This is a genomic window from Flavobacterium sp. Sd200, from assembly GCF_009826935.1.
GTDB lineage: Bacteria > Bacteroidota > Bacteroidia > Flavobacteriales > Flavobacteriaceae > Flavobacterium.
The window spans coordinates 877,109-900,957 of record NZ_WUMN01000001.1; the positions used below are offsets into that span (position 1 = coordinate 877,109).

General features: G+C 38.5%; 16 protein-coding genes. 12 read left to right on the forward strand and 4 right to left on the reverse strand.

Annotated elements, in window-relative coordinates:
* Positions 1-82 precede the first annotated feature (82 nt).
* The 4 genes from menA to GR160_RS04080 all read left to right on the forward strand — a co-directional run bounded on the left by menA (position 83) and on the right by GR160_RS04080 (position 3,235).
* Complete coding sequence (gene menA / locus GR160_RS04065; RefSeq protein ID WP_202390706.1) at positions 83-979, forward strand: 1,4-dihydroxy-2-naphthoate octaprenyltransferase; 897 nt, start codon at positions 83-85, stop codon at positions 977-979.
* 128 nt (positions 980-1,107) lie between these two features.
* Positions 1,108-1,785 carry a metal-dependent hydrolase gene (locus GR160_RS04070; RefSeq protein WP_160748545.1) on the forward strand — a complete coding sequence of 226 codons (678 nt, stop codon included), beginning with the start codon at positions 1,108-1,110 and terminating at the stop codon, positions 1,783-1,785.
* Positions 1,786-1,818: 33 nt separating this feature from the next.
* Complete coding sequence (locus GR160_RS04075) at positions 1,819-2,172, forward strand: four helix bundle protein (protein WP_160748546.1); 354 nt, start codon at positions 1,819-1,821, stop codon at positions 2,170-2,172.
* Positions 2,173-2,200: 28 nt separating this feature from the next.
* Positions 2,201-3,235, forward strand: a complete 1,035-nt coding sequence (locus GR160_RS04080; protein ID WP_160748547.1) for an o-succinylbenzoate synthase — start codon at positions 2,201-2,203, stop codon at positions 3,233-3,235.
* Between the two features lie 5 nt (positions 3,236-3,240).
* On the opposite strand, the gene GR160_RS04085 is transcribed toward GR160_RS04080, so the two are convergent.
* The 3 genes from GR160_RS04085 to GR160_RS04095 form a co-directional block, all read right to left on the reverse strand.
* Positions 3,241-4,173 carry a transglutaminase domain-containing protein gene (locus GR160_RS04085; RefSeq protein WP_160748548.1) on the reverse strand — a complete coding sequence of 311 codons (933 nt, stop codon included), beginning with the start codon at positions 4,171-4,173 and terminating at the stop codon, positions 3,241-3,243.
* A gap of 14 nt (positions 4,174-4,187) precedes the next feature.
* Positions 4,188-5,033 carry a substrate-binding domain-containing protein gene (locus GR160_RS04090; protein WP_160748549.1) on the reverse strand — a complete coding sequence of 282 codons (846 nt, stop codon included), beginning with the start codon at positions 5,031-5,033 and terminating at the stop codon, positions 4,188-4,190.
* Between the two features lie 195 nt (positions 5,034-5,228).
* The gene (locus GR160_RS04095; RefSeq protein ID WP_160748550.1) at positions 5,229-6,299 is read right to left on the reverse strand and encodes a phosphatidylinositol-specific phospholipase C1-like protein; all 1,071 of its coding nucleotides are present in this window, start codon (positions 6,297-6,299) and stop codon (positions 5,229-5,231) included.
* 480 nt (positions 6,300-6,779) lie between these two features.
* Here GR160_RS04095 and GR160_RS04100 point away from each other — a divergent pair, with 480 nt between their 5' ends.
* The 4 genes from GR160_RS04100 (at position 6,780) to GR160_RS04115 (ending at position 15,207) form a co-directional block, all read left to right on the forward strand.
* Entirely contained in the window at positions 6,780-9,830 is a 3,051-nt protein-coding gene (locus GR160_RS04100) for a TonB-dependent receptor (protein WP_160748551.1), read from the forward strand.
* Between the two features lie 4 nt (positions 9,831-9,834).
* Entirely contained in the window at positions 9,835-11,610 is a 1,776-nt protein-coding gene (locus tag GR160_RS04105; RefSeq protein ID WP_160748552.1) for a RagB/SusD family nutrient uptake outer membrane protein, read from the forward strand.
* A gap of 224 nt (positions 11,611-11,834) precedes the next feature.
* Entirely contained in the window at positions 11,835-13,580 is a 1,746-nt protein-coding gene (locus GR160_RS04110) for a glycoside hydrolase family 43 protein (RefSeq protein ID WP_160748553.1), read from the forward strand.
* 4 nt (positions 13,581-13,584) lie between these two features.
* A complete protein-coding gene (locus GR160_RS04115; protein WP_160748554.1) occupies positions 13,585-15,207 on the forward strand; it encodes a glycoside hydrolase 43 family protein in 1,623 nt (540 codons plus the stop codon).
* Positions 15,208-15,311: 104 nt separating this feature from the next.
* On the opposite strand, the gene GR160_RS04120 is transcribed toward GR160_RS04115, so the two are convergent.
* Complete coding sequence (locus GR160_RS04120; protein WP_160748555.1) at positions 15,312-17,237, reverse strand: M1 family metallopeptidase; 1,926 nt, start codon at positions 17,235-17,237, stop codon at positions 15,312-15,314.
* Positions 17,238-17,414: 177 nt separating this feature from the next.
* Here GR160_RS04120 and ccsA point away from each other — a divergent pair, with 177 nt between their 5' ends.
* The 4 genes from ccsA (at position 17,415) to menD (ending at position 23,724) form a co-directional block, all read left to right on the forward strand.
* On the forward strand, positions 17,415-20,663 hold the full coding sequence (gene ccsA / locus GR160_RS04125; protein WP_160748556.1) for a cytochrome c biogenesis protein: 3,249 nt from the start codon (positions 17,415-17,417) through the stop codon (positions 20,661-20,663).
* Positions 20,664-20,695: 32 nt separating this feature from the next.
* The gene (locus GR160_RS04130) at positions 20,696-21,286 is read left to right on the forward strand and encodes a glutathione peroxidase (RefSeq protein WP_160748557.1); all 591 of its coding nucleotides are present in this window, start codon (positions 20,696-20,698) and stop codon (positions 21,284-21,286) included.
* Positions 21,287-21,355: 69 nt separating this feature from the next.
* Positions 21,356-21,937: a TIGR00730 family Rossman fold protein gene (locus GR160_RS04135; protein ID WP_160748558.1), complete on the forward strand. Its 582-nt coding sequence runs from the start codon at positions 21,356-21,358 to the stop codon at positions 21,935-21,937.
* Positions 21,938-22,065: 128 nt separating this feature from the next.
* Positions 22,066-23,724 (forward strand): 2-succinyl-5-enolpyruvyl-6-hydroxy-3-cyclohexene-1-carboxylic-acid synthase, encoded by a 1,659-nt coding sequence (gene menD / locus GR160_RS04140; RefSeq protein ID WP_160748559.1) that lies wholly within the window; start codon positions 22,066-22,068, stop codon positions 23,722-23,724.
* Positions 23,725-23,849 lie beyond the last annotated feature (125 nt).

Consider the following 23,849-nt stretch of genomic DNA (forward strand, 5'->3'; position numbering starts at 1 on the left):
TTAGATTTTAGAATTTAGATTTCAGATTGAGCTTCGCTGTAGTCATAAACAACAACCATAAACTATAAACAAAATAAACACAATGAACATAAAAGCGTGGCTTGAGGCCGCACGTTTACGCACACTGCCATTATCGGTATCAGGAATATTGGTGGGTAGTTTTTATGCTTTTTCACAAGGATTCGCTAATTGGACAATATTAGCCTTTGCGCTTGTTACTACATTAGGGTTACAGGTACTTTCTAACTTTGCCAACGATTATGGCGACGGTGTAAAAGGTACAGATAATGAGCACCGCATTGGTCCGCAGCGCGCTATACAAAGTGGAAGTATTACTGTTGAAGCTATGAAAAAAGGTATAATTATTACTTCAATCCTTACGCTCATTGCTGCTGTAATACTTATTTACCTATCTTTTGGAAAAGAGAATTTTGGGTATTCAGTGTTCTTCTTTTTCCTTGGCCTCGCTGCCATAGCGGCTGCAATAAAATATACAGTAGGAAAATCAGCTTACGGCTACCGTGGATTGGGAGATCTTTTCGTGTTCATTTTCTTTGGGCTTGTAAGTGTACTGGGATGTTATTTTTTATTCGCTAAAAATATTGACGGACTTATAATTATGCCAGCCATTTCAGTAGGCTTGCTTAGTGTTGCAGTACTTAACCTGAACAATATGCGCGATCAGGTGGGTGATGCCCTGTCGGGTAAAAACACCCTGGTGGTTATAATGGGAGCAAAGGCTGCAAAGCTGTATCATTATTTTATTATTATTACCGCGCTTGTGCTTATATTAACTTTTGCATTATTAAATAATTTCCGCCCGGGGCAATACGTCTTTTTAGTAGCTTATGCGCCGTTTATAATGCACATACGTACTGTTGCAAAAAATACTGTTCCAAAAGATCTTGACCCGGAGCTTAAAAAAGTAGCTCTTGGAACATTCTTCCTTTCAGTAATGCTGTGTTTGGCGATGCAGTAGAGGAGTTATAATGTTGAAAGTTTGAGGTCGGATGTCTGAGTCCGATTACAGGTACCAACAACTAACAACTAACAACTAACAACTAATAACCATCAACCCAAAACTATAAACTATAAACAACAAATAGAATGAAGATTACATTTTACGGCCATGCCAGCCTTGGTATAGAAGTTGGCGGCAAACACATTTTGGTAGACCCTTATATTACAGCTAACGAGCTGGCAAGCCATATTGATATTATGCAGCTTAAAGCTGATTATATACTAATAACCCATGCACATGGCGACCATATACTGGACGTAGAAGCTATTGCAGAGAATACAGGGGCAACAATAGTTTCTAATGCAGAAATTGCTACTTATTATACAAAAAAAGGCTTTAATGCTCACCCAATGAACCACGGTGGTAGCTGGAAATTTGATTTTGGTTCGGTTAAGTATGTAAATGCTATACACTCGAGCCAGTTTCCTGATGGTACTTATGGAGGCAACCAGGGTGGTTTTGTAATAGAGAGCGAGCATAAAAATATTTACATTGCCGGAGATACTGCACTTACTTATGACATGAAACTTATACCGCTTCGCACAAAATTAGACCTTGCTATTTTACCTATAGGCAGTAACTTTACAATGGACGTTGAAGATGCTATTATAGCGTCTGATTTTGTAGAGTGCGACAAAGTGTTGGGTTATCACTATGATACGTTTGGTTATATAAAAATAGACCATGAGCAGGCTAAAAAGAAATTTTTTGATAAAGGTAAAGACCTTATGCTTTTAGAAATTGGTTCGTCGATCGAGTTGTAGATAATTACTAATTTCAAATTACGAATTACGAAAATGAAAGCAGATAATGTGGTTCAGGTAAAGAGTTATGCTTTTGCAATTCGTATCGTGAAAGTATATAAATATCTCATTACAGAACAAAAAGAATTTGTTTTGTCTAAGCAGCTTTTGCGTTGTGGTACATCAATTGGGGCAAATGTAGAAGAAGCAATAGGAGGACAAAGTAAAAATGATTTTTTCGCAAAGCTTACTATTGCTTACAAAGAAGCCAGAGAAACACATTATTGGATAAGGCTTTTAAAGGATACTGATTATTTGTCTCCGGAACAATGCACAAGCCTTTTGGCAGATACTGAAGAGTTATTAAGGCTGATTGGCAGTATTCAAAAGACACTTCGTAATTCGTAATTTGTAATTTGAAATTCGTAATTTTTCTATGAACGCATCCTACCAAAAATACATTCTAAATTTTAAGCGTCCCAGTGGTACTTCACGCGGTGTAATGACCGAAAAGGAAACCTGGTTTATTATCCTCGAAAAGGAGGGTAAACGGGGAATAGGAGAGTGTGGCATATTGCGGTCGCTTAGTATTGATGATCGTCCTGACTATGAAGAAAAACTAGAATGGGTATGTGAAAATATTCATTTGGGACAGGATAAATTATGGGAGGAACTGATCGAATTTCCATCTATACAATTTGGTGTTGAAACTGCATTCAGGTTGCTCGAAGCCGAAAATCCTTATCTTTTATTCCCTTCAGAATTTACGCAAAGTAGAGCTCCAATTCCTATAAACGGATTGGTTTGGATGGGAGAGGAGGCTTACATGAAGGAGCAGATAGAAGATAAAATTAAGCAGGGTTTTAACTGCATAAAACTCAAAATAGGAGCGATAGATTTTGTCTATGAACTAGGGTTGTTAAGATTTATAAGAGATAATTTTACTCCCGAACAGATAGAGATTAGGGTAGATGCTAACGGTGCTTTTAGTTCAAACGAAGCTTTAGGTAAATTGATTCAGTTATCTGAATATAAATTACATAGTATTGAACAGCCAATAAAACAGCACCAGCATGACAGCATGGCAGAGTTGTGTAAAACAACACCTTTACCTATTGCTTTGGATGAAGAGCTGATAGGTGTGTTTACCCACGAAGCTAAAGATGCATTGTTGCAAAAAATAAAGCCTCAATACATAATTTTAAAGCCCAGTTTAGTAGGTGGTTTTAAGGGCTGTGCTGAGTGGATTGCCCTTGCCGAAAAATATAATATTGGCTGGTGGATAACGTCTGCGCTTGAAAGTAATATAGGGCTTAATGCTATTGCGCAATGGACATATTTGCAAAATAACTCCATGCCGCAGGGTCTTGGTACGGGAGCTCTTTATACTAATAATTTTGATTGCCCACTTGAAGTTGTGAATGGAAAATTGACTTACAACACCGAATTGCAATGGAATGTTGATTTTTAATTGATCTAATCGAAAGTTAATGCACCTAATATTTCCTCACTCATAAAAGGACCACCGGGAAACAACGCAGTGTAATCAAGGTTAAGCCATATTTGTCCGCGTTCATCCACATGATAGTGAATTTCTTTGCCACGGCTTTCCTCTACAAATAATACTTCTTTTATAAGATAGTTGGCTGTTTCGAGGTCGGCTTTTGTACCGACAAGCATTTCGGGGTATAGATGCCCACCTGTATGAATAATTCGTGGCGTTCCGCCTATTGCCCTAATACATGCTGCCATCAATATAGCATGATCGTCACAATCGCCAGAAAAATGTTGTAAAGATTCATCGGCACTGGCAATATATTCCCGTCCTTTAGGGTCATCAAGATAATTCCAGCGATTCCTTATTTCTTTAAATACAGCAAAACATTGTATCAGTCTACGGTGCTGTTTGTAACCTTTTACGTTTTTAAAATATTTTGTAGTGGCCATAGCAGCAAAATTGCGAACCTGGGGGTTGCCATAATCTACAGCATCTATGATTTGTGATTTATTTGGGAAAGGCAATAACTTATAAATAATAATATCCTGAGGGTTAGGATCATCAGCCATAGTGTAGACCATAGAGCGATAATCTTCATAGACTGCATTAAAGCCATAACTCCCAAAAACCGATCCGTATACTAAAACCATCAGATAAATGGCTATACAGATTATAAGAATGGTTTTTAGCAGCCTTAATACCAGTTGTATAAGCACCAGCATCGTTATAAATATAAGTACCCTGTCGATATGAAAAGGCCACTCCGGGTCTATTAGGTTTTGATGCAGTATAATAAACAACGGAATGGCTATGAGTATATTTAGTACAAATATGATAACAGAATCCCAGGGCTTCTTTACCTGAAGCCTTTGCTTTAAATTTTGTATGCTGAAAGATTGCTGTTTAACCATTTTATGCACAGGTTTTATCCTGTTACAGTTTCAAAGGCAGTTTTGTTATCTATAATCTCCAATTCGAGCAACTGGTTTTGTACAATATCCAACGCAGATTTACTAAGTTTCTGCTGAGACCATGAAGTTAATTTCAGCCATTCGCTAATATCTTCTCTTTTTTGTCCATAACGTTCGGCAAGGATAATATTAATATCAGGAATATTTTTAAAACCTGCTGTTTTTTGGTTTATAATATCCAAAACTGTTCCAATGGTTTTGGCATCGTTTAGCAAAACTTTGTTGCGAACTGCTATTACAAAACTTGGCCATGGGGTAGGGCAGTCGGCTACACGTCTAAAAATACCTTTATCTACAATTGGCTTGGTCATAAAACGTTCCCACATAAAATAATCTGCCGTACCGTTTGTTAAAGCTTCTACTGCACCGTCGAGCGTGTTGATAACTTCATACTTTAGTTTTTTTGTATTCCAGCCCTGTTCCTGTGCATTTACTATAGCCATTAGATGTGACCCTGACCCATAACGACTAATTGCTATTTTGCCATGCTGCAAATCAGAAAGGGAATTGTATGATGAATTAGCTCCAACGTGAATTCCCCATATTAGAGGTGATTCTACATATATCTGTACTATTTTGCTTTCATTCCCGGCGGCAATATCCTTCACTATACCTTCGGTTAAAATTACGGCAATATCGGTCTCACCACTTCGAAGCATCTGGCAAAGTTTACCGGTTCCTTCAGGAACATCGGTCCATTGCAGGTCAATATTTTTGTCTGTAAATTCTCTGTTTTCAATGCATAGATGCCATGGCAGGTTAAAATGCTCAGGAACCCCTGCAATTTTTATTGATTTCATGTTTACTGTTTATAAAGCAATAAAGGTAATAAGAGTAATTTAATAACTAAAGATTTTTGCATATCGTAAAAGCCATAAAGCATTTAAAATTTTTATAAAATATTAAATTCAGCAACTTAGTTATATATTGATAAATAAAAACTGCGGCATCATATTACTGATGCCGCAGCTGAAAAATACATAAAACAAAACTATTTATTTTTTGCCGTTTACTGGATTTAGCCTAAAATATCCGCCATCGTCAAACTTAATGTGATAGGGTGAATTAAAGAACTTGCTTGGTTGGTAATAATCTGTTGTAATTATTTGAGCACCGCTTTTCTTAGCATCTTCAAAATGTTTGTAATCGTTGGCACGTGCTTCTTTAGTATCGGCATCGGCACGGGTGCGAATAATGTAGCCTTTCTTAACAAGGTCGGCAATAGTAGCGTCTTCCGGATTGTTTCTAAAAAGAGTGGCTGCTTCCGGAGTACCGGGCTGGGCATTAACAAATACAACACGATTCTTTAAAGATGGATGTCCTTTTATGTACATGTCTCTTTTTTCGCCATTATTATCTAAAATAAAAAGAAATTTGCCCTTGGCCTGTTTTAAAGTAGGCCAGTTACCTTTAAGTACTGCTTCTTCGAGTGTTTTATATTTGCCTCTAACCATATCAGGGGTAATAAGTTTGTCAGTACCAAGATTTGCTTTTATAACGGCATCCACCTGGTCAAACAGTTCTGGGGTAAACATTTCGGGCTCTGTACCAAAACGGTTCACTTCTCCGTCTTTAGGTTCGAGCGTAATAAACACAGGTGTATGATTTGGATGCTCATCAGACCATTTTTTGAGAACCTTGAGGCACTCTTCAAAAGTAAGAACCGAACTCCTAAAATCTATATCAGTAACGTGGAAAACTTTAAATCCCGGTTTTTTCATTACACCGGCTGGGTCATACAACTTTTCGGGTTTAGCAAGATCAAGACCTTTTGGATGGGCGTAGCGGCCTCCTTTAGTGTCGGCATTAATATCTATTTCAAGATTCCGTAACCCCATGCTTAATTGTTCCGGTATAGAGATATGCTCATATTCCAGTCCGCTAAGACGGTTAGTACTGTCTTTCTCTGTAATCGCTTTATAAAGTGCAGGTTCTATAGCCTGTTTATAGCTATTATGAGAGCCTATTACCTGTATTCTATTAATTTTTGTGTTGTCGTCCTGCGCCTGTACAGTAATAAAAACAGCGGCAAATGCGAACGAAAATGCCTTAGTAATTAAATTCATAAAAGTTGTGTTAGAGTAGTTGTTTTTAAGAGCGGTAAAATTACCCTGCTAATATTACCGGTATGTTAGGTTAAGTAAAACAAAAGCCATACTTAATATTAACAAAATGTTTGTGCATTTATAAGTAAGCTTCATTTTGAAACGTTGTAGTTAATATCCTGCTTAAAATTAAGGAAACATACAATGCTGATTACTGCATTTTAACATGATTTCCCTTAATTTAAAGATAACCTTCCCGAAAAATAATTTGCCCGTTCATTGTGTTATTTCGCACTCAATATTTACACAGTTTTTACAATAGCTAAAAACAACGGACAAATATTAGAGAGAGCACACATAAACAACAATAAAACAATACAACTAAAACTTTACTGCCAATGAACTAAAAAACAACTACTACATCTTCATTACAGTTTAGCCAAAAACTGTAAAAACAACAACGCAGATTGAACATCTAAACCAAAACATAATAACACAAAAATGAATTTAAAAATCAACTCTTTAAACTTAAGGGGATATTGCTTTATAGTGCCGGCGCTGCTATCGCTGTCGGCAGGACAGGCAGCAGTATCAAGCAAGCCCTTTGCAATTAATAAAACCCTTGCAGCTGCAATACAGCAAACTGTTAAAGGTAGAATATTAGACGAAAACGGCATGCCTTTACCAGGAGCTACGGTAATGGTTACGGGCACTCAAATTACTGCCGTTACAGATCTTGACGGTAATTTTGAAATTGCTGCGGCCACAGGTGCTACACTTGATGTAATATACATAGGCTACAAAAGCCAAAAAATAACAGTTACCGGAGCAGAGATCACTGTAAAAATGTCTCAGGATTCTTCTGAACTTAAAGAAGTAGTATTGGTAGGTTACGGTAAACAATCTAAAAAGGACGTTACAGGAGCTGTTAGCCAAATTAGTGAAGAACAATTTAGGCAGGGTGTAAACATCTCTACAGACCAGCTTTTACAAGGTAAAATTGCAGGTGTACGCGTTACCCCTACAAGCGGCGAGCCGGGCGCAGGTATAAACGTTAACATTCGGGGCGTAGGTTCTATCCGTAGTGGCAGTACCCCGCTTTTTGTGGTAGATGGCGTGCCGTTGACCAACGACGGTGTAAGCCCTACAGGTGCCAACGTTGGTTTTGGTGCTTCGGCAGCAAAAAACCCGTTAAACTTTTTAAATACAAGTGATATCGAATCTATATCCGTTTTAAAAGATGCTTCGGCAGCTGCTATATACGGAGCAAGAGGATCTAACGGCGTGGTAATAGTTACCACTAAACGCGGTAGCAAAGGAAAAGCCGAATTTACGGTTGATTCTTATATAGGTTTTTCAGATATAATGCACAAGCTCGATGTGCTTAGTGCAGATGAATACCGCAGTGCTATAACAGATCCTGCTTTTGACCATGGAGGTAATACAGACTGGCAGGATGTAATTTTTAGAAGTGCAGTTACAAAAAATAACTCATTCTCGTTCTCTAAAGGCACAGATAGTGGTAATTACTATGTATCTGTAGCGCAAATGGATCAGGAAGGTATTGTTAATAACAGCAACTTTAAGCGTACAACAGGCAGGATTAATGCTGCTGAATCTTTTTTAGATGATAAACGCCTAAAAATAAAGATAAACCTTACTGCCAGCGAAACTAAAGATGACGGTGTGCCAACGAGTGATGATGGAGGATCTGACGGACAGCTGATTATCCATACGCTGATGGCAAACCCTACCCGTTCTGTATTTGATGCAGATGGTAACTATACTAACTTTAACATGAATGCCCACTACAATCCGGCATATCTGTTAAGCATATATGAAGATGTAACCCGCACAACACGTGTACTGGGTAATATGGAAACATCTTTCAGGATACTGAAAGGACTTGAGTATAAGCTGAACTTAGGTATTGACCGATCTGTTGCAGAAAGAAATACTACAATTTATCGTAACCTTACAGACCGTAGCACAACAGGACGTTATGTACAAGGTAATGTAGACTCTAAAAACTCACTTATAGAACATTATTTAACGTATGATTTCCTTACAGGTAAACATAAGTTCGATGCGATGGCAGGTTTCTCATACCAAAAATTTGAAACAGGTGGTACAAGTTTTATAGTAGACCAGATAAACGAAAGGGGAGTAGGGATTAAACCGTCTATCAACCCCGGCTATGTAGGCGTACGATCTGGCGCATCAGGCTTTGCTCAGGTTAATGAATTACAGTCTTATTTTGGCAGGGTCAATTATGCTTTTGACGGTAAATACCTTTTAACAGCATCGTTAAGGGCAGATGGTTCTACACGTTTTGGTGAGAACAATAAATATGGTTACTTCCCATCGGCAGCGGCGGGTTGGAATATTTCTGAAGAAAATTTCCTTAAAGGTTCGTCTATTATAAATAACCTTAAACTTCGTGCAAGCTGGGGCCAGACTGGTAACCAGGAAGTACAAAATAAAGTTACACAGGCCAGCTACTCTTTAACTGCTGCAGACGGATATTACTTATATGACGATTTGGGATTGATAAATGGTGTAACCTACTCAAGAACTGCTAATCCTGACCTTAAATGGGAGGTAGTAACACAATTTAATGCCGGTGTTGATTTTAGCCTTTGGAACGATAAACTATATGGTACCCTGGATTATTTCAATAAAACTACTACCGATGCTATTCTCTTTATTCCTGCTCCGGTTTTAAGTTCTACACCTAATGTTTGGACAAATATGGATGGCAAAATTGTAAACAGCGGTTTTGAATTTATGTTAGGTTCTAAGATAGTAAATACTGAAGATTTTACATGGGATGTAGATGTAAATGGTGCTACTCTTAAAAACGAAATTAAAGACCTCCCCGTGTCACAAATTTTATCAGGTACTATATCAGGTCCGGGTCAGTCAGGAGTAATGGGTAATATTTATAAAAGTGGCTATGCAGCAGGATCTTTCTATTTAAGAGAACACATAGGATTTGATGAAAATGGTGCTGAAATATTCAAGGATCAGAATGGCGACGGCGTAATCGATAATAACGACCGTAAAATATTTGAAGGTGCAATACCTAAGTTTACTTATGGCCTTAATAGTAATATGCGTTATAAAGATTTTGATTTTTCATTCTCTGTAATAGGTCAAACAGGTGGTTATTTATTAAACAATACAAACCTTAATGCCTTAAATATTAACAACCTTGCATCAGACAGGAATACGCTTTCTGATTACAATGCCTCTGGCGCAAACCAGTCGAACGCACCACAGCTTTCATCACTGTATCTTGAAAAATCAGATTTTATAAGGCTTAACAGTGCCCGTATAGGTTATACTTTCAGACATCCGAGCATTGCCTGGATGCAAAGCCTTAATCTTTATGTTACAGGGCAGAACTTATTTACTATAACTAATTATTCTGGTTTCGATCCGTTAATCAACAGTAACAAAGCTAGTAATGGTAACCAGTCTCTTGGTATTGATTATGGAAACTATCCAACAGCAAGAACTTTTATAATTGGTGCAACATTTAAAATATAACGCTATGAAATTAAGAACAATATTTAACAATAAAATTATAATTGCAGCCTGTCTTACTGTAGTATTGGCAGGATGTACCAACCTAGACGAAGATGTGCTTGATGAAGTTTTGGTAGGCGAAACATCAAGCTCTACCAATGCACTTGCAGCCGTATATGACCGTTTAGGCGAGGATACTTTTACAAATGCCGGTGGCATGCTTGCCATGCAGGAGCATACCAGCGACGTTAGTATATTGCCTACACGTGGATCTGACTGGGGAGACGGTGGTAAATGGCGTGCTATGCACGAGTTTACATGGGCTCCGGATAATGCCGTAATTACAGATAACTTTAACAGGATTACAGATGGTATTACCCGCTCTTTAGTGGCTATTAAAGCAATAACTGATGGTAACGATGATCAAAAAGAATTGCTGCTTGCCGAGGCAAAAGGTATGCTTGCTTTTTATACTTACCATACACTGGACCTTTACGGACAGGCTCCTTACCGCGACCCGCTTGTAGCCGGCGCACCTATACAGATGCTACAGGCTGGCGATGCTATAGATGACCTGATATTGGATGTTGAGGCTATTATACCACAACTTGCCGATCTTGGCCAACAACGCACGCACAACGGCAGGTTTACAAAACAGGCAGCTTATGCACTGCTATCTACCATGTATCTTAACCGTGCTGTGTTTAAAGACCGCTATAATGAAACATCAAGTTTTAATTTTAATGAAGCTGCTGTAAGTGGTACCGATACTGATATGGACAGGGTTATTTATTACACCAGCCTTTTAATAGATTCCGGAAGGTTTACACTTGCCAGCAATTATTTCTCCAATTTTGATATTAATAACTCGGGTGCACCAGAGCTTATTTTTGCTATCACACAAAAAATAGACAACCAGCATAATGGCAGTAACGACCTTGCTTATAATTCTATGGAGCGTAACCAAAGATGTTCTCCTACTAACAGGGGCACTAATGCATCGTGTCTTACTCCGGAATTTTATGCAAGCTGGGAAGGTCATCATAATGATCCGCGCTTTAGCCGTAAGTACCAGTATGCCGACGGTACATGGTTTATGAACGATGGTACCGATGTTAGCGTACCTGCTGTAACCGCTACAATTTCGGGCGTTACTCAGCCTTGGTTCCACTTTAACCGTGGCATACAGGTTGGACAGCAATATGGTCCGAGGCTTACTCCATCTGGTGCATTTGAAATGGTAGATGGCAGGATAAAAGTATCATCTCTTGTATGTGAAAAAAGTGCCACTACTCCTATGGATTTTACACCCGACCTAAATTTTGATAACCCAACACAGGCTGTATTTGCACAAAACCAAATAAACCGTGGCACACGCTGCTTTAAGTTTGAATTTGACCCGCAGGCTGGTAATGGCGCAAGTAATGTAGATATCCCTCTATACCGTTTGGGTGGTATTTATACTATGAGGGCAGAAGCATATCTTCGTAAAGGTGATAACGGTGCTGCTCTTGCAGATGTAAACATATTGCGTACAAGCAGGACACGCGAGTCGCTTTATGCAAATGCCCCTGGTGTAGCCCTACCAACAATAGATATGGATATATTATTTCGCGAAATAGGTTTTGAAATGTATTGGGAAATGTGGAGAAGGCCACAAATGGTACGTTTTGGTAAGTTTGATGCCGCAAGGATGACATCGGCTAAACCGGCTTCACAGCCTTTCCGCAGGGTGTTTCCTATCCCGCAGCAGGTAATGGATGTAAATAGAGGCTTTACCCAAAACAGGGGATACAATTAGTTTTAATTTACTCAGCATAAAAATGCCTCCTTTATAGGAGGCATTTATTATTTCTATAAACCCTTATAATATTCTCTTTATTAAATTTTCGTAGATTATTTTCTATATCTATAATTTATAGGCTCATTATTTGTGTTTTTTAAATATATGAATTATACTTGTAGTCATATATACCATTACTGTTGTTTATATATTACCAAACCTTACTCATATTTAATAACACAATGAAACACAAAAACAAACCAATTACATCTCTAAAAAGACTTTTTGCCTCTTTGCTTTTTATTGCATTACCATTATCTGGAGCGTACTCTCAGGATAGTAAGAAGAAAGAAAGTAGAAATGCTCCCGTTTTTACACAATTCAGTTACAAAGGAAATGATGCCATTTATGAAAAGAATCCGTTACAGCCAAATGAGTTTTACAGCCCCATACTTCAGGGATGTTACCCTGATCCAAGCATAACACACAAGGGCAAAGACTATTATCTTGTTAATTCTTCTTTTGCCATGACTCCTGGTGTGCCCATTTTTCATAGTACCGATATGGTTAACTGGAAACAAATAGGTCATGTGCTCGATAAACCCTCTCAGTTAAAGGTAGAAAAGTCGGGCATTTCTCAGGGAATTTATGCCCCTGATATAAAGTATAATCCTTATAACGATACGTTTTACATGATTACCACCCAAATTGCGGGTGGTATGGGTAATATGATGGTTAAAACAAAAGACCCCGCTAAAGGTTGGGGAGATGCTATAAAACTACAGTTTGACGGTATAGACCCATCACTCTTTTTTGATGACAATGGTAAGGCTTATGTGGTTCATAATGATGCTCCTCCAGCCGGAACAGAATTGTATAATGGTCATAGGGTAATTAAATTATGGGAATATGATCTTGCTACAGATAAAGTAATTGCCGGAACAGATAAAATACTGGTTAATGGCGGAACAGATATAAACCAAAAGCCCATATGGATCGAAGGGCCGCACATGTATAAAAAAGATGGCCGCTATTTTTTAATGTGTGCAGAAGGCGGTACAGGAGACTGGCACAGCGAAGTTATTTTTTCTTCAGATAGCCCAACAGGGCCTTTTGTACCAGCTAAAAATAACCCGATACTTACACAGCGTTATTTTGCCAAAGACAGAAAAGATAAAGTAGACTGGGCAGGCCATGCCGATCTTGTTGAAGGCCCTGGTGGGAAATACTATGCAGTGTTTTTGGCGGTGCGCCCTAATAATAAAGACCGTGTAAATACAGGCCGCGAAACTTTTATGGTTCCTGTAGACTGGAGTGGCGAATTTCCTGTTTTCGAGAATGGATTAGTGCCTCTTAAACCTAAATTAAAAATGCCGGAGGGTGTTACAAACCAAACAGGTAAGAACGGTTTTTTTCCTAATGGTAATTTTACTTTTCAGGATCAGTTCAAAACTAATGTTTTAGATCTTAAGTGGATAGGTATAAGAGGGTGGAGGGAAAGCTTTACTACCTTAACCAAACAAGGTCTGAAAATTATACCCTTTGATACTAACATTCAAGCAGCTGTGCCTACGTCGACGTTATTCTACAGGCAACAGCATGCCTCTTTTAAAGCGGAAACAGCTTTAAACTATAAGCCTGGTTCTGAGAAAGAGCTTGCCGGATTAGTGTGCTATCAAAACGAAAAGTATAATTATGTTTTTGGGGTAACTAAAAAGGGAAGCGAATATTATGTAGTGCTTGAACGGACTGAAAAAGGAATATCTGAACTGGTATCAACCGAAAAGATAAAATACAAGAAAGACCTGCATTTACAGGTAATTGCTCAGGGTGATGACTATATGTTTAACTACAGCGTAGATGGAGTAAATTACAAGAACGTTGGTGGAACAGTATCGGGTGATATACTTTCTACCGATGTTGCCGGAGGTTTTACAGGCAGCCTTATTGGTTTATATGCCACATCGGGTAATGACATTAAGCCTTAGCATAATGAAAAGCTATATATATTATATTGGTCTCACGTTGTTTTTTACCTCCTTTGTTACAGCGCAACCTAAGCCAGGTAAGACAAACAAAGCTTCAACACAAACTGAAAGTACTCGCTATACAAACCCGATAATGTGGGCAGATGTTCCCGATCTTTCAATAACAAGATCGGGCAGCGATTACTATTTAATAAGCACAACCATGCACCTCATGCCGGGGGCTCCTATAATGCATTCTAAAGATTTGGTACATTGGCAAACGGTCAGCTATGTTTTTGACAGTCTTACCGATAACAGGAAGTATAATCTTGAAGACGGTACCGTTTATGGCAAGGGGCAGTGGGCATCGTCAATACGTTACCATAAGGGCAATTATTATGTTTTGTTCTCTCCAAACGATGAACCATTTAAGTCATATATCTACAAGGCAAACAATCCTTCGGGTAAGTGGCAATTGGTTTCGCGCACAAAACATTTCCATGATGCCTCTTTATTTTTTGATGATGATGATACGCCTTATGTTTATTCGGGCACGCACCTAACAGAACTTAAAAAAGACCTGAGTGATGTAAAGCCAGGTGGTGTCGATGTAAATATTTTTGATAAAGATGCCAGTGAAACCGGACTTTTAGAGGGCAATCAGGTAATAAAGTACAACAATAAGTATTATTTGTTAATGATATCATGGCCTCAGGGAGGCAAGCGCAGGCAGGTGTGCTACCGCGCCGATAAAATTACGGGGCCTTATGAAAAGAAAGTAATACTCGAAGATAATTTTGCGGGTTTTCCATACGTAGGGCAAGGATGTATAATTGATGACATTAACGGTAATTGGTATGGCCTGGTTTTTCAGGATCGGGAGGCTGTGGGCAGGGTTCCTTTGCTCATGCCCTGTCGTTGGGTTGACGGCTGGCCTATGCTTGGCGACGATAATGGTCATGTGCCTCTAAGCGGCAGTATACCTTTAAAAGAACACAATACAGGTTGGAATGTTGTAGAAAGTGATGATTTTTCTTCAAATACATTAAAAATAAACTGGCAATGGAACCATACTCCGGTTAACAATGCATGGTCTCTTACTGCACGTAAAGGATATTTAAGGCTAAAAACAAACAGGGTAGTTGCAAACCTGTATGAAGCCCCAAACACACTAACGCAACGCATGGAAGGGCCAAAGTGCAGCGGAGTAGTGGCATTGGATATTTCTAAAATGCGGGATGGCGACGTAGCAGGTATCAGTGCTTTTAACGGTCATTCGGCTATTTTAGGTATTACATGCTCAGGTAATAAGAAAGTATTGTCATTATGCACAAATGTTGTTAGCTTTTATGAAGGAACAAAGAATATCTCTGGTATAGAAAAAGAAGAAAAAGAGAATGTCGAAATAGCCTCTAACCGTGTTTATTTGCGCATCGATGCCAATTTTAACCTCAATAAAGACATTGCAACTTTTTATTACAGCCTTGATAATAAAAACTGGTTACGTATTGGAGGAGAATTTAAAATGAAGTTTGATTACAGGAAACTATTTATGGGTACTAAATTCGCTATATTCAATTATGCAACCAAATCGGTAGGCGGATACGTAGATGTAGATTTTTTTGAATATAAGAAATTGACAGATTAGTTGTTTCGTGTAATATCCTATTCTAGTAAAGAACCAAAAGTAACTAAAATAACAAGGGCAGCTTCATTTACAGAAGCTGCCCTTGTTAATAATATTCAAAAAGGTTATTCTTTAACCCATGAGTTATCGTTGATATTAATATCCGGAACAAATCGTCCCGGGTCTATGTCTATTGCCCTTATTTTTTTAGGCGATCTTACAAGATAATCCCACTCGTTGCCGCGTTGCCATACCTCTACAGGCAATGTGCGCACTTCGCTGCTGTTATCTTCAAAAGTAATTTTAAATACCACAGGGGCAGGCATAGTGCCATTGTTTGTAAATGTAATTACTGATGAATCTTTAGCTTCGGTTACTTTGCTTATACCAAGATCGATGTTGGCATTTTCAATAAACCAGCCTCTCCAAAACCAGTTCAGGTTTTCTCCGGCACCATTGTCCATTGCATTAAAAAAGTCGGTAGGCTGAGGGTGTTTAAAAGCCCATGCTTTAATATAATCTTTAAAAGCATTATCAAAGCGTTCGTGCCCTAAAATATATTCACGTAACATTATAAGCCCTGTAGCCGGTTTATAGTAGGCAGTATATCCAAGGTTCATTGGTCTTGCCACATCAGGGTAGGTAGCAATGCTTTCCCTGTATTTAGACTTTAACCATGGCACTCTTGCACGACTCTTTGCTACATCGCTTGGATATTCATTATTATTAAAAGCTGTAGAGCTATAGTAGTTTATAAACGTATTAAAACCTTCGTCCATCCAGGCATAACGGCGTTCGTTAGAACCAACGATCATTGGGAACCAGTTGTGGCCAAATTCGTGGTCGGTAACATCCCAAAGGTCGGCGCCTACGCTGGTAGCACCACAAAACGATACACCCGGATACTCCATACCGCCAACATTCGAGGCTACGTTAACCGCATTTGGGTAAGGAAATTCAAACCACATTTTAGAATAATGTTCTATAGAAGCTTTGGTATATTCAGTACTGCGTGTCCATGCATCAGGGCCATCGCTTTCGGCAGTATAAACCGATTGTGCCAAAGCTTTCTTGCCACTTGGCAGGTTTATGCGGGCAGCATCCCAAATAAAATTTTTAGCAGATGCAAAAGCAACATCGCGCGAATTAGTCATTTTAAAATGCCACGTAAGTTTACCACTTTGCACAGGGCGGGTAACAGTAGCATTGGCAGCCTCGGCAGGAGTTACAAGATATACTGTCTTGTCGCTGTTTTTGGCCTGCTCAAGTCTTTTAAGCTGCTCTTTTGTAAGCACTTCTTTTGCATTAACCAGTTCGCCCGATCCTACCACAATATGGTTGTATGGAACGGTAATTTTATAGTCAAAATCACCATACTCCAAATAGAATTCGCCTGCACCAAGATAAGGTTCCGTGTTCCATCCCACCACATCATCAAAAACAGCAACCCTTGGATACCATTGTGCCATAGAATAGGTAGTGCCTTTCTCTGTATCAAGACGCCCCATACGATCCATGCCCGCTTCAGGAATTTTAAACTCAAAATCCATACTCACGGTAGCTTTACCGCCATTGGCTTTAAGTGGCTGGTTAAAAAATACCTGCATACGTGTATCTGAGATCAGGAATTTATTTGAAGCATCACCTTTGGTTTTTGCATTCAGGTTAGTAATCGTAACACCACCATCAACGTCGCCGGCATAACGGCTTCCCTGTATTGGGGTTGTAAGCGTTCCCCGCGATGTTTCGGTAAAGCGGTTTTGCTCTACACACATCCATATATAATCAAGGCTTTCCGGGCTGTTGTTTATATAGGTCATTGTAAGCCTGCCCTTAAGGATGTTTGCTTTATCATCGAGTTCGGCTTCAATAACATAGCTTGCGCTGTTTTGCCAATACTTTGCAGCAGGTTTTCCGGAAGCAGAGCGGAAATCGTTGCCACGGCGGTAGGTTATGTCATCAAATTTTGGCTGGTTGTTAGGAATAATCTCCTGAGAAAAAGCTGTCAGGCTTGTAAGGCCTGCAAGTAATAACAATTTAGGAACTTTCATTAAATGATTGCTGATTAAACGTTTGAGTTAGTCATTGCCAAATATACCTAACTTTAAATTAATATTAAAATTATTGGTAAATGACGGTGATTTTATTTTTATCGAATTAATACCGCCTCAAACTGAAGTTTTAAGTATTTTTGCATTGATTTTTTAAAGAACTTTCCGTTTATACCCATGGATAAAATAATATCTTTCTTTTCCTCTACGCGTTTAATGGCTGTACTTTTTCTTGTTTTTGCAGCATCTTTAGGTATTGGTACTTTTATAGAAGACGCTTATAATACAGAAACTGCGCGTGTTTTTATTTATAATGCCAAATGGTTTGAGGCTATAATGCTGATTTTTGTGATTAATTTTTTTGGTAATATTAAGCGCTATCAATTGCACAAAAAAGAAAAGTGGGCCACATTGCTGTTACACCTTTCGTTTATTTTAATAATTATAGGGGCGTTTATTACTCGTTATATAAGTTTTGAAGGCATGATGCCTATTAGGGAGCAGGCTACAGAAAGCCGTTTTTACAGCGATAAGCCTTATTTAACCGTTATGGTAGACGGAGAATATCAGGGTTCTATGCAGCGCCGCACTTTTGAGCAGCCGTTGTTATTTAGCAGTAAAGAAGTTCCATTTATTGCTAGTAATTATTTTTCTATATCAAACGATTTTAATAAAATTCCTTTTGAAATAGAATATAAGAATTTTACACTTGGCGCAAAAGAAAAAATTGTAGAAGACCCTAATGGCGGAACCTACTATCTTAAACTGGTAGAGCAGGGGGCAGGTACTCGTAAAGACCACTACCTTAAAGAGGGAGAGGTGCAGAGTATAAACAACATACTCTATGCCTTTAATAAACAAACGGCAGGTGCTATAAACATTACTAAAAAAGACGAAGATTACACCATCCAGACTCCTTTTAAAGGTAGTTTTATGCGAATGATCGACAAGTTTCAGGGGGGCGTAGCACAGGATAGTGTTCAGCCACTTATGTTCCGTTCGTTGTATAATCTTGAAGGAGCCATGTTTGTATTGCCGGAGCGTGCAATAAAGGGTAAAATAGTATATGAATCTAATGGCGATTTTAAAACCAAAGAAGATGCAGCTTTAACTGTTGTAATAAAATCTGAAGGAAAAGAAAAAGAAGTAACGCTGCTTGGGGGCAGGGAAAAATTAGGTACTCCGGTGTCTTTTAAACAGGGCAACCTTGAGTTTACTTTAATGTATGGCAGTAAAACTTATGAACTGCCTTTTGCGATAAGGCTTAACGATTTTATTGCCGAAAAATATCCTGGTACAGAGAACAGTTATGCATCGTTTGAAAGCAAGGTTACTATTCTTGATAAAGAAGAGAACAATAATTTCGATGCCCGTATTTATATGAATAATGTTTTAGATTACAGGGGATATCGCTTTTTTCAGGCAAGTTATGATCCTGATGAACTTGGTACAAGACTATCTGTAAGCCATGATTTTTGGGGTACTTGGATATCTTATGCAGGATATTTTCTTTTATATATTGGATTAATTGCAATAATGATTGACAAAAACACGCGATTTGGCGACCTTAGAAAGAAACTGGATAAGATCAATGCCAAAAAAGCTGCGCTTACAGTATTTCTATTGTTCTTTAGTTTTGTAGGTTTTGCTCAGGAACCACACGTGCATACCGAAGGAGACGGGCACGAACATGAACATGTACATACTGAAGGTGATGGACACGATCATAACCATGATGCTACACAACAACAGGCACACAGCCACATTCGTGTAAAGCCTACCCAAGCTCAATTAGACAGTGTTATTAATAAATATAAGGTTAGTGAAGAGCATGCTGCAAAATTCAGCCGTATAATTATTCAGGATTTTGGTGGAAGGATGAAGCCGGCCAACACTTTTGCATCAGAACTGTTGCGCAAGGTTAGCGAAAAGGATACCTATAATGATCTAAATGCCGATCAGGCATTCCTTTCGATGTCGATGCTTGGCGAAATTTGGTATGATGTACCTGTTATTTTATTAAAAAGAGGTAACGACAGTATTCGCAAAATTGCCGGACTGGATAAAAAAGTAAAATATGCCGCCATGTCTGACTTTTTTGACGATATGGGCAACTACAAGCTTGGTCCTTTGTTACAGGAAGCATATAAAGAAAAAGTGCCTAATAAGTTTCAGGAAGACTTTATAAGTATAGATAAAAAAATAAACCTGCTTAATTGGGCTATTTCTGGCCAGATACTAAAAGTACTGCCTATACCGGGCGATAAAGGTAACAAATGGGTATCTTATCCGGAAGCGGCAGAAGGTAACATTAAAGGCCTTGATACCATAAGGAACATAGTGCCATTTTATTTTGGGGCACTTGGCAAAGCCACACAAACTAAAGATTACAGCACAGCCGAAAGCATACTGGAAGGTCTTTTTAAATATCAAAAGAAAGCGGGGGCAGCCGTAATGCCTTCTGATGATAAAGTAGATGCAGAGCTGTTTTACAACAAGCACGACCTGTTTAAAAAGCTGTATTCGTACTACGCGCTGGCAGGCTTTTTTATGTTCATCTTTGCCATTGTAAAATTGTTTAATTCACGTAAGTGGATAAAGATCAGTGTAAATGTTTTCCATGTTATAATAGGTTTATTGTTTTTATCGCATACTGTTTGGTTAGGAATTCGCTGGTATGTATCAGGTCATGCCCCGTGGAGTAATGCCTACGAATCTATTATATATGTGGCTTGGGCTACTATGCTTTTTGGGCTTGTTTTCGGTCGCAAATCGCAGCTTACAGTTGCATCTACAGCATTAGTTACAGCTATGGTGCTTACGGTTGCTCACTGGAACTGGACAGACCCCGAGATTGCAAACCTTGTACCGGTGTTGAATTCTTACTGGCTAATGATACACGTTGCAGTAATTGTAGGCAGTTATGGGCCGGCTACACTTGCAATGATATTAGGGCTTGTAGCACTTATACTTATGATATTTACCAATAAAGGCAATAAAGTAAAAATGGAACTTACCATTAAAGAGCTTACGTATATAAACGAAATGGCACTTACCGTAGGCCTTGTAATGTTAACCATAGGTAACTTTTTAGGAGGGCAGTGGGCTAACGAAAGCTGGGGTCGATATTGGGGCTGGGATCCTAAAGAAACGTGGGCACTTACAAGTATTATGGTATATGCTTTTGTAATACATATGCGTTTTGTACCTGCATTGCGTGGGGCCTGGTTGTACAACTTTTTCAGTGTACTGGGTTATGCATCGATATTAATGACCTATTTTGGTGTAAACTTCTACCTTACAGGACTACACAGTTATGCCAGTGGAGAGATAAGGACGCCAATGTACTTTTTCTATATGGCTCTGGGTGTATTTATAATAGGAGGGCTTGCTTTAATACAATACCGCAAGCATTTAAAAAAGTAATTTTTGTACCTTTATACTAAACTTATTGAATAATGAAAAATATAGCATTATTTGCCTGCGGTCTTATGCTGTTGGTTAGTTGTCAAAATCAGGCGCAAACCAAAAAAAATGCTGCATCTGCAAGCAAGACTAAAACTATGGAAACACAAAATATCTACCAGTTCAAAGTTCAGGATCTTTACGGAAATGAATTTGACTTTGCCTCTTTAAAAGGTAAAAAAGTAATTGTAGTTAATACTGCATCAAAATGTGGTCTTACTCCGCAATATAAAGACCTTGAGGCGCTTTATGAGCAGTATAAAGATAAAGGTTTGGTAATTGTAGGCTTTCCTGCAAACAATTTTGCAGCTCAGGAACCGGGAACCAAAGAAGAAATAGCCACATTTTGCCAGAAAAACTATGGCGTGTCTTTCCCTATGATGGATAAAATATCTGTAAAGGGAGACGATATGGCGCCCATATACCAGTTTCTTACCCAGAAAAGTAAAAACGGAGTAGAAGACAGCGAAGTACAATGGAATTTCCAAAAATATCTTATTAACGAAAAAGGCGAACTTGTAAAAGTTATCAGTCCTAAAACTTTAGTTACAGACAAAGAAGTAATGGATTGGGTAAAGGCCTAATTATTTTAGGATAATATTATCAGCCTCATCAATTTTGATGAGGCTTTGTTTTTAAATAAAATGTCAATAATGAAAAGGATAACAGTTTTTTGTGGGTCAAGTTTTGGTACTGATACTGTTTATGAAGAACGGGCCTATTTGCTTGGTAAAACTTTAGCTACTAAGAATATAAGATTGGTTTATGGCGGAGCAAACGTGGGACTTATGGGAGCCGTTGCTGATGGGGCACTACAAAACGGAGGAGAAGCCATTGGTGTACTACCACACTTTTTACAAAATAAAGAAATTGCACACAAAGGGCTTACCAAGCTTATATTGGTAGAGACCATGCATGAACGTAAAACTAAAATGAACGATTTGTGCGATGGTGTTATTGCCCTGCCGGGCGGTTTTGGTACGCTTGAAGAGTTTTTTGAGATGCTTACATGGGGACAATTGGGGTTACATAAAAAGCCAGTAGCAATTTTAAATGTTAAGGGATTTTATGACCCGCTTTTACAGATGATGCATACTATGGTAACTAAAGGATTGCTTAAAGAAGTAAATTACAGTATGGTTTTAGTGAGCAGTGATATTGATGACCTCCTGCAAAAAATGACCGATTATAAAGCTCCTGACAATGGCAAATGGATAACTAAAGATAAACTATAACAAAGGATTGATTTAATTGCATTATTAGGTAAACTTTTACATTTTTTATTATGCATATCATCGGCTTAGTGGTAAATTTGTAGTATCAGTTTTGGTATATACCACAGCTGTAATTATTTTGTTTATACATGACTTACCCAAAAATACCTTTAGCACAAAGCATTATAGAAATATGTCTGTCTAAAGCCGTTACCCATATAGTTATATCGCCAGGTTCGCGCAATGCGCCTTTAACCATTGGTTTTGCAAATAACCCCGGTTTTACCTGCTACAGTATTGCCGATGAACGTTGTGCAGCCTTTTTTGCTACCGGTCTTGCTCAACAATTACAGGCTCCTGTTGCGGTTGTATGCACTTCCGGTTCGGCATTGTTAAATTATTATCCGGCCGTGGCCGAAGCTTTTTACAGCCAGATACCGCTTGTGGTGATATCTGCCGACAGGCCACACGACAAAATAGATATTGGAGACGGACAGACCATCCGCCAGGAAAATGTATATGATAATCATATACTTTACAGTGCGAATTTAAGTGAGGAAGCTTCTGAAGAAAATGATGCCCTGATTAATGAAGCTATTGCCACAGCACGATTTAAAAAAGGTCCGGTACACATTAATGCCCCCTTTGAAGAGCCTTTGTATGATACCGTAAATGAGCTTTCGGTTAATGTACAGGTACATTACACTACAGAATATCCTAAAAAGTTTGAGGGTGATCTTAGTGGCTATATTGAAAAATGGAATGCAGCCAAAAAGAAGCTGGTTTTGGTTGGGGTAAACAATCCTGATACTATAGATAAAGTAGTAATTGATCAATTGGCAGCTGACCCATCGGTGGTGGTAATGACAGAGACTACTTCTAACCTGCATCACAGCAGTTTTTTGAATAGTATTGATACCATTATAACGCCTTTTACCCAAGACGATTTTGAAGCCTGGAGACCGGATATTCTGATAACTTTTGGAGGTATGGTGGTAAGCAAAAGGATCAAAGCCTTTTTAAGAAAATATAAACCACAAGATCATTGGCATATAGATGCGCTTAGGGCTTATGATACCTTTGGAGCATTAACCCAGCATTTTGAAGAAGACCCTAATACTTTTTTAGGACGTTTTTTACCGCAAACCATTCCGGCGGAAAGTGATTATAGTGCTATGGCACAACAATTAAAAGATTTCAGGAAAATAAAGCATGACGAATATCTTGTTAAAATCCCTTTTTCTGATTTCAGGGCGTTTGAATTAATATTGTCGGCTTTGCCCGACAACAGCCAGTTACAGATAAGCAACAGTTCGGCCATACGTTATGCGCAATTGTTTGATATAAAACCAGGTATAGAGGTGTTTTGTAACCGGGGTACAAGCGGTATAGATGGCTGTACATCTACCGCAATTGGTGCTGCTGTGAGTAGCAAAAAAGAAAACATACTTATTACAGGTGATGTTAGCTTTTTATACGACAGTAATGCGCTGTGGAATAGCTATATTCCCAAAGATTTCAAAATTATAGTAATAAACAATGGTGGGGGAGGTATCTTTCGTATACTGCCCGGCCATGCTGAAACACCTGTATTCAATACCTATTTTGAAACAGAGCATAAACTGACCGCAGAACATTTGGCTAAAATGTATGGATTTAGTTATCAGTCAGCTCATAATCAAACAGAGCTAACAGAGCAATTAAATACGTTTATGCAAATAGGCAACAGGCCAAAATTGCTCGAGGTGTTTACACCCATGCGTGAAAACGATAAGATACTGTTACAGTATTTTAAAGAACTGGTTTAAATAAATTAGCCTTATATCAAAGCCTCAGGATACTTATAGTGTAATGAGGCTTTGTTTTTTATTTACAGGATGCCAGTCATAGACAATAATAAGTTTTCTTCTATAATTATTATGTATGCCTTATT